This is a genomic window from Cronobacter sp. HA18003 (genome assembly GCF_011605905.1).
Classification (GTDB): domain Bacteria; phylum Pseudomonadota; class Gammaproteobacteria; order Enterobacterales; family Enterobacteriaceae; genus Cronobacter; species Cronobacter sakazakii.
On sequence record NZ_JAANQO010000023.1, the window covers coordinates 67502 to 80881 of the forward strand.

12 protein-coding genes and 1 CRISPR repeat array are annotated in these 13380 nt (G+C 55.8%); of the genes, 6 read left to right on the forward strand and 6 right to left on the reverse strand.

Annotated elements, in window-relative coordinates; all coding sequences use genetic code 11:
• Positions 1–4: 4 nt before the first annotated feature.
• The 3 genes from G6041_RS14400 to G6041_RS14410 all read right to left on the reverse strand — a co-directional run bounded on the left by G6041_RS14400 (position 5) and on the right by G6041_RS14410 (position 3110).
• Positions 5–1252: a polysaccharide deacetylase family protein gene (locus tag G6041_RS14400; protein WP_012125734.1), complete on the reverse strand. Its 1248-nt coding sequence runs from the start codon at positions 1250–1252 to the stop codon at positions 5–7.
• Positions 1253–1416: 164 nt separating this feature from the next.
• Positions 1417–2187 carry an ABC transporter permease gene (locus G6041_RS14405; RefSeq protein ID WP_004387654.1) on the reverse strand — a complete coding sequence of 257 codons (771 nt, stop codon included), beginning with the start codon at positions 2185–2187 and terminating at the stop codon, positions 1417–1419.
• Positions 2184–3110, reverse strand: coding sequence for an ABC transporter ATP-binding protein (locus G6041_RS14410; protein WP_007896738.1), 927 nt, complete (start codon positions 3108–3110; stop codon positions 2184–2186). The genes G6041_RS14405 and G6041_RS14410 overlap by 4 nt, the downstream gene beginning before the upstream one ends.
• 108 nt (positions 3111–3218) lie before the next feature.
• On the opposite strand from G6041_RS14410, the gene can reads away from it, so the two are divergent.
• Positions 3219–3881, forward strand: coding sequence for a carbonate dehydratase (gene can / locus G6041_RS14415; protein WP_004387656.1), 663 nt, complete (start codon positions 3219–3221; stop codon positions 3879–3881).
• Positions 3882–3936: 55 nt separating this feature from the next.
• On the opposite strand, the gene hpt is transcribed toward can, so the two are convergent.
• Positions 3937–4473, reverse strand: a complete 537-nt coding sequence (hpt, locus tag G6041_RS14420; RefSeq protein ID WP_012125735.1) for a hypoxanthine phosphoribosyltransferase — start codon at positions 4471–4473, stop codon at positions 3937–3939.
• A 192-nt stretch (positions 4474–4665) separates the two neighbouring features.
• Between hpt and G6041_RS14425 the strand changes: the two genes are divergently transcribed.
• Positions 4666–7062: a glucose/quinate/shikimate family membrane-bound PQQ-dependent dehydrogenase gene (locus tag G6041_RS14425; protein ID WP_015386991.1), complete on the forward strand. Its 2397-nt coding sequence runs from the start codon at positions 4666–4668 to the stop codon at positions 7060–7062.
• A gap of 382 nt (positions 7063–7444) precedes the next feature.
• Here G6041_RS14425 and cueO read toward each other — a convergent pair whose 3' ends face one another.
• The gene (cueO, locus tag G6041_RS14430) at positions 7445–9007 is read right to left on the reverse strand and encodes a multicopper oxidase CueO (protein ID WP_041460608.1); all 1563 of its coding nucleotides are present in this window, start codon (positions 9005–9007) and stop codon (positions 7445–7447) included.
• A gap of 145 nt (positions 9008–9152) precedes the next feature.
• A CRISPR array of direct repeats spans positions 9153–9841; the repeat unit is 28 nt; unit sequence TTTCTAAGCTGCCTGTACGGCAGTGAAC.
• A gap of 378 nt (positions 9842–10219) precedes the next feature.
• On the opposite strand from cueO, the gene G6041_RS14435 reads away from it, so the two are divergent.
• From G6041_RS14435 to speD, 3 genes are all read left to right on the forward strand, one after another.
• The gene (locus G6041_RS14435) at positions 10220–10567 is read left to right on the forward strand and encodes a YacC family pilotin-like protein (RefSeq protein WP_015386992.1); all 348 of its coding nucleotides are present in this window, start codon (positions 10220–10222) and stop codon (positions 10565–10567) included.
• A 123-nt stretch (positions 10568–10690) separates the two neighbouring features.
• A complete protein-coding gene (speE, locus tag G6041_RS14440) occupies positions 10691–11542 on the forward strand; it encodes a polyamine aminopropyltransferase (RefSeq protein ID WP_007864424.1) in 852 nt (283 codons plus the stop codon).
• A gap of 14 nt (positions 11543–11556) precedes the next feature.
• Positions 11557–12351, forward strand: coding sequence for an adenosylmethionine decarboxylase (gene speD / locus G6041_RS14445; protein WP_004387874.1), 795 nt, complete (start codon positions 11557–11559; stop codon positions 12349–12351).
• Positions 12352–12379: 28 nt separating this feature from the next.
• On the opposite strand, the gene yacL is transcribed toward speD, so the two are convergent.
• Positions 12380–12745 carry a protein YacL gene (gene yacL / locus G6041_RS14450; protein WP_007707680.1) on the reverse strand — a complete coding sequence of 122 codons (366 nt, stop codon included), beginning with the start codon at positions 12743–12745 and terminating at the stop codon, positions 12380–12382.
• Between the two features lie 183 nt (positions 12746–12928).
• On the opposite strand from yacL, the gene G6041_RS14455 reads away from it, so the two are divergent.
• Positions 12929–13309, forward strand: coding sequence for a hypothetical protein (locus G6041_RS14455; protein WP_004387876.1), 381 nt, complete (start codon positions 12929–12931; stop codon positions 13307–13309).
• Positions 13310–13380 lie beyond the last annotated feature (71 nt).

The window sequence follows — 13380 nt, forward strand, 5'->3', positions numbered from 1 at the left end:
TTTTTTATCCCTGCGGCTGATTACTGATGATTTTCGACATCGTTTCCAGCGAGTCGGTGCGCAGAATATAGAGCCGCTTTAACAGATACGGGTTATCACCCGGTTTCACTTTCCCTTTCACCGTCGTCACCGCCAGATGAAACCCGGCATCGCCCGCCGCCTTCACGGCTTTATCGTCATACCCGCCGAACGGATAAGAGAGAAACAGCACGTGCGGATTAAACTGCGAGAGCGCGCGGCGCGAACGCTGATAATCAAAGAGAATGTTGTGATACGTGCGGCTTAACAGAATCGGATGGCGCGCGCCGTCGGTGCGGTGCAGAAAATGGGTGTGCGACTGGATATCAAACACATCCTGAATCGCTTTCAGTTCTGAAACGCTCATAAACTGGAGCGTTTTTGGGTCCCACCGCTGCGGATGGCGCTTGATACGTGACGAGATAATAAACGCCGTCGCCTTAAAGCCATATTCTTTCATCACCGGATACGCATAGCGGTAGACCGATTTCAGGCCGTCATCGAACGTGATGGCCACCGCGCGGGCGGGCAGATTAATGCGGTTATGCACGTAGCCGTCGAGATCGTAGAGGCTAATCGTCGCATAACCCTGATCGCGCAGCCACGTCATCTGGTTGCTGAACGCGCGCACGGACGTGGTGGTGGAGGTGTGGCGAAACCGGGTGTTCTCTTCATCGCGCAGAATGTGATGGTACGTCAGCACCGGAATGCCGTTATCCTCCTGCGCGTCCAGGCTACTGATATAGCCCAGCCGATCGCCGATGCGGATCTGATACCAGGTCTGGTTCAGCCTGTCTTTCAGCTTGCCTGCGATGGGATAACGCAGATTTTCGGCCAGCGTGCCGAACGGTTCGCTGTTCACGTCCGGTTCGTTGTAGATAGTGACATCCCGCCAGGTCAGCAAATTTTGATTGCTGAGTGGCTTATTCAGATCGCCCAGGCTGTCCGTCACGCGTTTTTTGCCCTGCACGTCGGTCAGGTGGGCTTTGTCGATAAACCCGGTGCCGAAGCCAAAGCGGAACTCATAATAATCCGCGGCAATCGGCATCACGGCGAGCAACTGCCCTTCACGAATGATACCAACCGTCTGCACGTTATCACCGACCTTCGCCCAGATCGCGGCGTCTTCAGTGATTTGCATATATTGCGGGGGGGGTTGCTCGCTACCAAGCAGGCTGGCCTGCGCGACGCCTGCCACCAGAAGGAGCAGACACAAAAAGAGACGATTTAGCATAGGAATGAAGGAACAGTCACTGCCAGAGGTGAAATTATGCACATTTTAACAAAAGTGACATGAATACCAAGCCCGGTTGTTATTTATTGCACCTTACACATTCCGGGCACGGGTCGCGGGCGACGCGCTGGCGTGAAAGTTTCCACACCAGCGCGCTGAGTCTGTCAGGAGCGCAGGCCGCGTCCGCGGCTGATGAGATACCAGCACAGCAGATAAAACGCGATGATAAAGCACGCCAGCACCGCAACGGTAAACAGCAGCGGGACATCGGTTATCCCGAGGAAACCAAAGCGGAAGCCGCTTATCATGTAGACAATCGGGTTTAAATGCGACAGCGCCTGCCAGAACGGCGGCAGCAGCGTCAGCGAATAAAACACGCCGCCGAGATAGGTCAGCGGCGTCAGTACGAACGTCGGGATCAGGCTGATATCATCAAACGTTTTGGCGAATACCGCATTCAGCAACCCGGCGAGGGAGAACAGAATCGCGGTCATCAGCAGCGTCAGGGCGACAAACAGCCACGAGTGTACCTGGAACGGCACGAAAAACAGCGACACCGCCGTCACCAGAATACCGACGCACAGCCCGCGCGCCACGCCACCGCCCACGTAACCGGCGATAATCACATGCGTCGGCACCGGTGCCACCAGCAGCTCTTCGATATTGCGCTGGAACTTGGCGCTGAAAAATGACGACGCCACGTTGGCGTAAGAGTTGGTGATCACCGCCATCATGATAAGGCCCGGCACGATAAACTGCATGTAAGTGAAGCCATGCATTTCGCCGATACGCGAGCCGATAAGATTACCGAAAATAATAAAATAGAGGGTCATGGTGATGACCGGCGGCACCAGGGTCTGCACCCAGATGCGGGCAAAACGGTTCACCTCTTTCGCCCAGATACTTTTCAGGGCGACCCAGTAAAGCTGCATCATGCGCGCTCTCCTTGTTTTTCATTCACCAGCGTGACGAACAGCTCTTCAAGACGGTTCGCTTTGTTGCGCATACTCAGCACCTGAACACCCTGCGCGGTCAGCTGATTAAAGACGCTGTTAATGCCCTGCTCACGCAGTACTTCCACCTCAAGCGTCGAGGTATCCACCAGACGATACTGATAGCCTTCGAGCTTCGGCAGCGGGCTTTTCGCCGCCAGATCGAGGATAAACGTCTCCGATTTAAGCTTAGAGAGCAGCGATTTCATTGAGGTGTTCTCCACCAGTTCGCCGCGCTGGATGATGCCGATATTGCGGCACAGCATCTCCGCTTCTTCGAGATAGTGGGTGGTAAGGATAATCGTGGTGCCTTTATCGTTAAGATCTTTGAGAAAGCCCCACATCGAACGGCGCAGTTCGATATCCACGCCTGCCGTCGGTTCATCAAGAATCAGCAGTTTCGGCTCATGCATCAGCGCGCGGGCGATCATCAGACGACGCTTCATCCCGCCCGAGAGCATACGCGCGCGTTCGTTGCGTTTTTCCCACAGATCGAGCTGATTTAAATACTTTTCGCTGCGTGCAATCGCTTCGCGACGCTCAACGCCGTAGTAGCCCGCCTGGTTGACGACGATCTGCTGCACGGTCTCGAAGGGGTTGAAGTTAAACTCCTGCGGCACCAGCCCAAGCTGGCGTTTGGCGTTAACCACATCCCGTTCCAGATCGTACCCAAACACGCGCACCCGACCGGACGTTTTATTGACCAGCGAGCTGATAATACCGATGGTGGTGGATTTACCGGCCCCGTTCGGCCCCAGCAGCGCGTAGAAATCTCCCGCTTCGACTTGTAAATCAATGCCGCGCAGCGCCTGTACGCCGCCGGGATATGTCTTTTTAAGCTGCTCCAGTTCCAGTGCAATGGTCATGAAAGTACAGTCACCTTATTTTCTTGCAGAAGTTGTGTGGTTTAAAAAAAAGTTTAGTTGCCCTATATTACCCCAACGCAATTGTCTGGTTACAGGTCGTTAACCTCTATGAAAGATATCAGCACACTTATTAGTAATAACGAAATCTGGTCAAAAATGCTGGTCAAAGAAGACCCTGGCTTTTTTGAACGTCTGGCGAAAGCGCAGAAACCGCGCTTCCTGTGGATCGGTTGTTCCGACAGCCGCGTACCGGCTGAACGCCTCACTGGCCTTGAGCCAGGCGAGATCTTCGTTCACCGCAACGTGGCGAACCTGGTTATCCACACCGACCTTAACTGCCTCTCCGTCGTTCAGTACGCGGTGGACGTGCTGGAAGTGGAGCACATCATCATCTGTGGTCACTACGGCTGCGGCGGCGTGCAGGCGGCGGTGGAAAACCCGGAGCTGGGCCTGATTAACAACTGGCTGCTGCACATTCGCGACATCTGGCTGAAACACAACGCCCTGCTGAGCGAGCTGCCGCAGGAAAAACGTCTCGACACTCTGTGCGAGCTGAACGTGATGGAGCAGGTCTATAACCTTGGCCACTCCACCATCATGCAGTCCGCCTGGAAACGCGGCCAGAACGTCACGCTGCACGGCTGGGCGTATGGCATTCACGACGGCCTGCTGCGCGATCTGGACGTGACCGCGACCGACCGCGAAACGCTGGAACAGGGTTACCGCAAAGGCGTATCCAACATCCAGAAAACACACGCCAGCCATAAATAAGGGCGAGCGTGATATAAAAAAAGGGGCCGGTGGCCCCTTTTTTTGTGCGCCGGATTTACTCTTCCAGCATCACCACGTTGCCGATATACGGCAGATGACGATAGCGCTGGGCATAATCGATGCCGTAGCCCACCACAAATTTATCCGGGATCGAGAAGCCGATATACTCCACTTCGACGTCCACTTCACGGCGCGACGGTTTATCGAGCAGCGTACAGATGGCGAGCGATTTCGGCTCGCGCAGGCTCAGGATTTCACGCACTTTGGAGAGCGTGTTGCCGGAGTCGATAATATCTTCGACGATCAGTACATCTTTACCGCGGATATCTTCATCCAGATCTTTGAGGATTTTGACATCGCGCGTGGAAGACATGCCGCTGCCGTAGCTGGAGGCGGTCATAAAATCGACTTCATGGGCCACATGAACCTGACGGCACAGGTCCGCCATGAACATAAAAGAGCCGCGCAGCAGCCCTACCAGCACCATTTCGCTGCCGCTGTCCTGATAACGCTCAGTAATCTGACGCCCCAGTTCTTCAACGCGCGCCTTAATTTCCGCCTCGGAAATCATCACTTCAACAGTATGTTTCATATCGCTAACCGTTTGATTTAAAAATAAATCAGCGTTACCTGCCGCGCCTGCCGCCGGTAACGCTCGATAAGCGGGGCAGTATACCAGTAAAACGCCCGTCCGACAGAAAAGTGCGAAAAGCTCTTTTTGTGATTAAGATCACATATGTTAACAACTATAATAACTTGCTACTTAAAAATTAAGAGTGTGGTTATGGCAGAAACAAAAAAGACACAATCACGACTTCTCGTGATGCTCACAGCCCTGTTCGCAGCATTATCAGGGCTGTATTTATTGGTTGGTGGTATATGGCTGGTTTCAATTGGTGGTTCCTGGTACTACCCCATCGCCGGGGTGGGTATGCTGGCGACCGCCTGGCTGCTGTGGAGACGTAACGCTGCGGCGCTGTGGCTCTACGCTATCATCTTATTAGGCACAATGGCGTGGGGCATCTGGGAAGTCGGCTTCGACTTCTGGGCGCTGACGCCGCGCTGCGACGTCCTGGTGTTCTTCGGCGTATGGCTGATTCTGCCATTCGTCTGGCGTCGCCTCAGCACGCCGTCCCGCGCAGGCGTACCGGCGCTGCTGGTCTCGCTTATCATCACCGCGGGGCTGCTCTTCTGGGCAGGCTTTAACGATCCGCAGGAAATCAACGGCACCCTTAGCGCGGACAGCACTCCTGCCGCTGTGAACGGCAGCCAGAGCATTCCTGACGGCGACTGGCCGGCTTACGGGCGTAACCAGGAAGGCCAGCGTTACTCTCCGCTCAAGCAGATCAACACCGACAACGTTCACAAGCTGAAAGAAGCCTGGGTGTTCCGCACCGGCGACCTGAAGCTGCCGACCGATCCGGGTGAGATAACCAACGAAGTGACGCCGATTAAAGTCGGTGACACCCTGTTCCTCTGCACCGCACACCAGCGTCTTTTCGCCGTTGATGCCGCAACCGGTAAAGAGAAATGGCACTTCGATCCGCAGCTGAATACTAATCCGTCATTCCAGCATGTGACCTGCCGCGGCGTGTCGTATCACGAAGCGACTGCCGCGAATGCCAGCCCGGATGTCGTCGCGGATTGTCCGCGTCGTATTATCCTGCCGGTGAACGACGGTCGTCTGTTTGCGGTGAATGCGGATAACGGCAAGCTGTGTGAAAGCTTCGCCAATAAAGGCATTCTGAACCTGCAGACCAACATGCCGGTCACTACGCCGGGTATGTATGAGCCGACTTCGCCGCCGATCGTTACCGATAAGGTGATTGTGATTGCCGGCGCGGTGACCGATAACTTCTCCACCCGTGAGCCGTCTGGCGTCATCCGTGGTTTTGATATCAACACCGGTAAACTGCTGTGGGCCTTCGATCCGGGTGCGAAAGACCCGAACGCGATCCCGGCTGACGAGCATCATTTCTCGCTGAACTCCCCGAACTCCTGGGCACCGGCGTCTTATGATGCGAAGCTCGACATGGTTTACCTGCCGATGGGCGTAACCACGCCGGATATCTGGGGCGGTAACCGCACGCCGGAGCAGGAGCGCTTTGCGAGTTCTATCGTCGCGCTGAACGCGTCCACCGGTAAGCTGGTGTGGTCTTATCAGACCGTTCACCACGACCTGTGGGATATGGACCTGCCGGCGCAGCCGACGCTTGCCGACATTACCGTGAAAGGCGAAACCGTTCCGGTCATCTACGCGCCAGCGAAAACCGGTAACATTTTCGTACTGGATCGCCGCAACGGTAAGCTCGTCGTCCCGGCACCGGAAAAACCGGTTCCGCAGGGTGCCGCGAAAGGCGACTACGTGACGCCGACGCAGCCGTTCTCTGACCTTTCCTTCCGTCCGAAGAAAGATCTGAGCGGCGCGGATATGTGGGGCGCCACGATGTATGACCAGCTGGTCTGCCGCGTGATGTTCCATAGCCTGCGTTACGAAGGCATCTTCACGCCGCCGTCCGAGCAGGGCACGCTGGTGTTCCCGGGTAACCTGGGGATGTTCGAATGGGGCGGCCTGGCCATTGACCCGCACCGTCAGGTGGCGATTGCCAACCCGATGGCGCTGCCGTTCGTCTCGAAGCTTATCCCGCGTGGTCCGGGCAACCCGATGGAACAGCCGAAAGACGCGAAGGGCACCGGTACAGAAGCCGGTATCCAGCCGCAGTACGGCGTGCCGTATGGCGTGACCCTGAACCCGTTCCTCTCTCCGTTTGGTCTGCCGTGTAAGCAGCCGGCATGGGGTTATATCTCCGCGCTGGATCTGAAGACCAACGACGTGGTGTGGAAAAAACGTATCGGTACGCCGCGCGACAGCATGCCGTTCCCGATGCCGTTCCCGGTGCCGTTTAACATGGGTATGCCGATGCTTGGCGGCCCGATCACCACCGGCGGTAACGTGCTGTTTATCGGTGCAACCGCGGATAACTATCTGCGCGCGTACAACGTGACCAACGGCGAGAAGCTGTGGGAAGCTCGCCTGCCGGCTGGCGGCCAGGCGACGCCGATGACCTATGAAGTGAACGGCAAGCAGTATGTCGTGATCTCCGCAGGCGGCCACGGCTCGTTCGGTACCAAAATGGGCGACTATATCGTTGCCTATGCCCTGCCGGATGATGCGAAGTAAAACCGTATCGGAAAGCAAAAAGCCCCTCATCGAGGGGCTTTTTTTATGGGCGGGGTTTTATTTGATGATGCCGGGGTGTGTTATGTGGGAGCAGGTGTTTTTGCAGTGTGGTTTATTGGGGGGACAGGTGGGTGCGCTTCGCTTACCCACCCTACACAGCGCTCACCGTAACCCTTTTGTAGGGCGGGTAAGCGCAGCGCACCCGCCGTTTATATCTCACCGCCATTACCGTAGGGCGGGTAAGCGCAGCGCATCCGCCGTTTAAATCTCACCGCCCTTACCGCAGGGCGGGTAAGCGCACCCGCCGTTTAAATTTCACCGCCCAACCCGTAGGGCGGGTAAGCGCAGCGCACCCGCCGTTAACACCTCCGCCAAACATCCATCACGCCACCGTAAACCCTAACATCATCCCGGTGTCTTCATGCTCTAACAGATGGCAATGCGCCATATAGGCGTGCTCGGCTGACGCCGCGTAATCAAACCGCACCAACACTTCGCTGCGCGCGCCTTCCACCCATACGGTATCTTTCCATCCGGCGCGATGCGCGGCGGGCGGCTTGCCGTTCTCAGTCAAAATACGGAACTGCGTACCGTGGATATGGAACGGATGCAGCATCATGTCGCCCTCGCCGGAAATGGTCCAGCGCTCATATTTGCCGAGCGCCGCCCCAAACGCGGGCGCGTTCATATCAAACGCTTTGCCGTTAATCTTATTGGCGTTATGGAAATCGAACCCGTGGCCGCCGTGGTTCATGCCGCCATGCGACATCTTCCCGTGCCCCATCGGGCCCATCATCTGCCCGTGCGCATTGCCCGCGAGCGCCTGCTTACCGTAGCGTTTCACCAGCTCGTCCATGCCCATCATATCCAGCATCGGATCCATCATTAATTGCAGCCAGCGCTCCTGAAGCCCGTCGAGCGAAGGCAGCGGCGGAACCTCCACCAGCTTATCCGGCAGCGTCCCTGAGGCGGGCACCACGATGGGCTGAATGCGCACCACCGGCTGCGGTTTATCAAACGGCGCGACCGTCATGCCCATCTGTGTGACCGGCAGCGTCACGATATCGAAAGGCCGCGCGTCGCTGGTATCCACCAGCACTTCAAAACGCTCGCCCATCAGCATCGGCAGTTCGGTCACTTTCACCGGTTCCGCCAGCAGACCGCCGTCGCTGGCGATAACATACAGCGGACGGTTATCGCTCGCGGCAATCTTCAGCGAGCGCGCGTTACAGCCGTTCAGCAGGCGCAGACGCAGCCAGCCTTTCGGCGGCGTATGCTGCGGATACACCGCGCCGTTGCACAGCAGCGTATCGCCAAACCAGCCGACGGCGGCGGTCATCACGTCGAGCTGATAATCGACCTCGCCGTCGGCGGTAAATTTTTTGTCCTGAATAATCAGCGGCACGTCGTCAACGCCCCAGATTTTGGGAAGCATCAGTTGCAGGCTTTCGGTATCTTCGATAAGCACCAGCCCCGCCAGCCCCATCGCCACCTGATGCCCGGTTTTGCCGTGCTGATGCGGATGGAACCAGCAGGTCGCGGCGCGCTGCTCAGGCGTGAAGCTTACGCTGCGCGTCTGCCCCGGCGCGATAATGCCCTGCGGCCCGCCGTCCACCGCACCCGGCACTTCCAGACCGTGCCAGTGCACCGTGGTCTCTTCGGCGAGGTTATTGCGGATATTGATATTGACCGGCGTGCCCTGGCGCAGCTTAATCGCCGGGCCCAGCAGCGAGCCGTTATAGCCCCAGGTCGTGACATTTTTACCGGCAAATGTGGTTTTGCCCGCCAGAACCGTAAGCTGAATGCTGCTGCGGGCGTCCGGCGTCAGCAGCGCGGGGATAGGCAGCGCGGGTTGCTCTGCGGCAAATGCGGCCCGGCTCCATGTCGGCAGCGCGCTGAGCGCCCCCAGCGCGGCGGTGTACTTGATAAACTCTCGGCGTTGCATCTTCCCGTCCTTATCGTCAACGTGCACCCGTTGAGCTTAAACCCTCCCCTTGCGGGAAGGTCAAGTCTGGCGGCGAGGGAATTGGATATGAGACTGCCTGTACGGCAGTGAACCGGCAGACGTTTACCGCGCTCCAGGCGCAGGCTTTCTAAGCTGCCTGTACGGCAGTGAACTTCCACTACGCGATTGTTAACGACGACTGGGATTTCTAAGCTGCCTGTACGGCAGTGAACCGGCTGCGCCGTGGGAACTGTTCCTCTCGCGCTTTCTAAGCTGCCTGTACGGCAGTGAACCAATCCGCGGTCGCGTTTCAGCGCAGCAGTGCTTTCTAAGCTGCCTGTACGGCAGTGAACCCGGTGCCGCTCACACCCACCCTGAGCACGACTTTCTAAGCTGCCTGTACGGCAGTGAACTCTCCCACGCTGCGCCATAGTCGTTTGTGCCATTTCTAAGCTGCCTGTACGGCAGTGAACATATACATCAGGTAAGCGTTGTCAACTTTCAGTTTCTAAGCTGCCTGTACGGCAGTGAACACAATATGCTCTTTACCGTCTATGGTTTCATTTTTCTAAGCTGCCTGTACGGCAGTGAACTAACAGAGCCGCCGAAATTTTTAGCGGCCTTGCTTTCTAAGCTGCCTGTACGGCAGTGAACCTTTGCAGGGAGGGGGCTGGGCCGGGCGATCCTTTCTAAGCTGCCTGTACGGCAGTGAACCCAGCGGCGCAGTCAACGTGATGGTGATGGACTTTCTAAGCTGCCTGTACGGCAGTGAACTGGGGAAACGCCTCAACGTGAAAGACGGGAGCTTTCTAAGCTGCCTGTACGGCAGTGAACAAGAGCGAATATTACCGGAATGCCTGAATTGAAAACAAATTTTTGCTTTTTAACGCCTGAAACCCTTTTTTATCACCACAACTGCACGTATTAAAAATCAACACTTTACAAGCGGAGCATAAAAAAGGGTTTAGACGCCCAGGCGCAACGCCCATCACTTTTATCGTTTCATTCGTTCAGTGGTTTGCTCTTCGGTGCGTTAACGTGCGCGATTGCCGTATCGTATAGAGGGATTTTTCTGCTGCTTTCTGGTCGATGATGTTCGTACAACATCGCCTGAAACAGGCAGTTATCCGCGCGTTAAAGGCAAGAAATCTCCTCGTCGCGCCTGAACGAAATGTGCTATCGTTGGGTATTGGTTGGCGAGTGGTAGACGTGATGAGAAAAGTAGTCAGGCTAATGTTTCTGGGCTGTCTGTTGGCCTTTTCCACTAACAGTTTTGCGCTCAGTGAATCAGAAGCGGAAGACATGGCCGACCTGACGGCGGTTTTTGTTTTTCTGAAAAATGATTGTGGCTACCAGAACCTGCCGAACGGGCAGATCCGTCGCGCGCTGGTCTTTTTCGCCCAGCAGAATCAGTGGGATTTAAGCAATTACGACAGCTTTAATATGAAGGCGCTCGGCGAGGACAGTTACCGCGATCTGAGCGGCATCGCTATTCCTACCGCTAAAAAGTGCAAAGCCCTGGCGCGTGATTCGCTAAGCCTGCTTGCCTACGTGAAGTAATCCCCTCCCCCGCTCCTTTGGTGAAATGGTGACCGTGCATCTACGGTCATAGTTAGCTATGATGTTGCGCCCGTTTTTATGGGGTGTTAACGAAGGAGGAATCAGCCCGTGACCGAGAATCCTATGTGGCACGAAACGCTGCACGATCAGTTTGGTCAATACTTTGCCGTCGACAAAGTGCTCTATCGCGAAAAGACCGATCATCAGGATCTGATTATTTTCGAAAACTCCGCCTTTGGCCGGGTGATGGCGCTGGACGGCGTGGTGCAAACCACCGAACGCGACGAGTTTATCTATCACGAAATGATGACGCATGTGCCGCTGCTGGCCCACGGCCACGCGAAGCGCGTGCTGATCATCGGCGGCGGCGATGGCGCGATGCTGCGTGAAGTGACGCGTCATCAGAGCGTGGAATCCATCACGATGGTGGAAATCGACGCCGGCGTGGTGGCGTTTTGCCGCGAGCATCTGCCTAACCACAATGCCGGTAGCTATGACGATCCGCGCTTTACGCTGGTGATCGACGACGGCGTGAATTTCGTCAACCAGACCACCCAGAAGTTTGATGTGATTATCTCCGACTGCACCGATCCCATCGGGCCGGGAGAGAGCCTGTTCACGTCGGCGTTTTATGAAGGGTGCAAGCGCTGCCTGAATCCGGGCGGGATTTTCGTCGCGCAGAACGGCGTCTGCTTTCTCCAGCAGGATGAAGCCATCGACAGCCATAAAAAGCTCAGCCACTACTTTGGCGATGTGAGCTTTTATCAGGCGGCAATCCCCACCTACTACGGCGGCATCATGACGTTCGCCTGGGCGACCGATAACGACGCCCTGCGCAAACTCCCGCTCGAAACCTTACAGGCGCGCTTTCACACCGCGGGGCTGAAGTGCCGTTATTACAATCCGGCCATTCATACGGCAGCATTCGCTCTGCCGCAATATTTGCAAGATGCCCTGGCGTCTCAGGCATCCTAAGGAGGTGATAAAAATTGAAAAAGCTGAAACTGCATGGCTTTAACAACCTGACCAAAAGCCTGAGTTTTTGTATTTACGATATTTGCTACGCCAAAACGGCGGAAGAACGCGATGGCTATATCGCGTATATCGATGAACTCTATAACGCCAACCGTCTTACGGAAATCCTGACGGAAACCTGCTCGATTATCGGTGCCAATATTCTGAATATCGCACGCCAGGACTATGAGCCACAGGGTGCCAGCGTCACGATTCTGGTGAGCGAAGAGCCGGTCGACCCGCAGCTTATCGACAAAACCGAGCACCCCGGCCCGCTGCCGGAGACCGTGGTCGCGCACCTCGACAAGAGCCATATCTGCGTCCACACCTACCCGGAAAGCCACCCGGAAGGCGGCCTGTGCACTTTCCGCGCCGACATTGAAGTGTCAACCTGCGGCGTGATTTCGCCTCTGAAGGCGCTGAATTATTTAATCCATCAGCTTGAGTCCGATATCGTGACTATCGACTACCGCGTGCGCGGCTTTACCCGCGACGTCAACGGTATGAAACACTTTATCGATCATGAGATTAACTCGATACAGAACTTTATGTCAGACGACATTAAATCGCTGTATGACATGATGGATGTGAACGTTTATCAGGAAAATATCTTCCATACCAAAATGTTGCTTAAAGAGTTCGACCTTAAGCACTACATGTTCCACACCCGGCCGGAAGAGTTAACCGAAGAAGAGCGCAAGGTCATTACCGACCAGCTCTGGAAAGAGATGCGTGAAATCTATTACGGACGCAATATCCCGTCCGTATGATCCTGCGCGGCGCACGGAAGCGCCGCCGTTATCCGTATTGCGCCAGAAAATCGCGGTACGCCTGCACCACCTGAAGGAAATCCTCAACGCCGCAGAGCGACAGGCTTTCTTCATCGTAGTAGCTCATTCCTTCTTCCATTTCGTCGCCGGAGAATTCCAGTTGATTGGCGCGCACCATGACTTCTTCGCCATCCAGCCACAGCGTGTATTCATGGCCGGTTTTCTGCCACTGCCGCTCGCTGCCCTTGACGTCGCGCGCCGCCGCTTCGACTTCATCCAGCAGCGCCAGATTGCCTTTCACCTCTTCGTTGAACCAGTGCCCGAGCGCTTCGTGGCCCATTGAGAGGCGGACTTTCACCACGCCGGTGATGTCGCGCAAGAATTCATAATCCATGGTGTTTTCCTCTGGCCGGGCGTCGCCTGGCCGCTGCTTTGTTTATCTCTTGTTATTATCGCAGCATGAAACGGAAAGAAAAGCGCAGCCGCCGACGAAACTGACAACACCCCTGTAGACAAGCCGTTGCATGAGCTGTGTTACTCTTGGTTTATCTTAAGTGCTGTTGTATTGAGGTTGCCTGTGAACTTTACTCTTCTGCGCCGCGCGCTGCTGCTCGTCGCGCTGCCGCTCTCCCACGCGTATGCCGGTGAAGCGGTTCGCCTTGAATGCGTTAATCGCGGCAATGTGCTGGTCTCGTTTTTTAAATATCACCTCTCCACGATGAAGTGGAAAGATCACTTCCAGATAGCCTCCGGCATTGAAAAGAGCAAAACCGACAACGGCGTACCTTATGAAATGATTTCGTTTCGTAACGGCGACGATCTGATCTATTTCCCCGACAAAGAGCGCTATGTGCTGTTTGACGCCGGTAAGCAGAAACCGGAGCGCTGTCAGGTGGAAGGCGAGTTTACTTATCCGGTGGTGAGCCTGCCGCGCTACGACGGCAAAGCGGAGTCGTGAGCCGTTAACCGCAATAAAAAAGGGAAGCCAGTGGCTTCCCTTTTTACTGTCTGTCCCGACGCGAATAACGC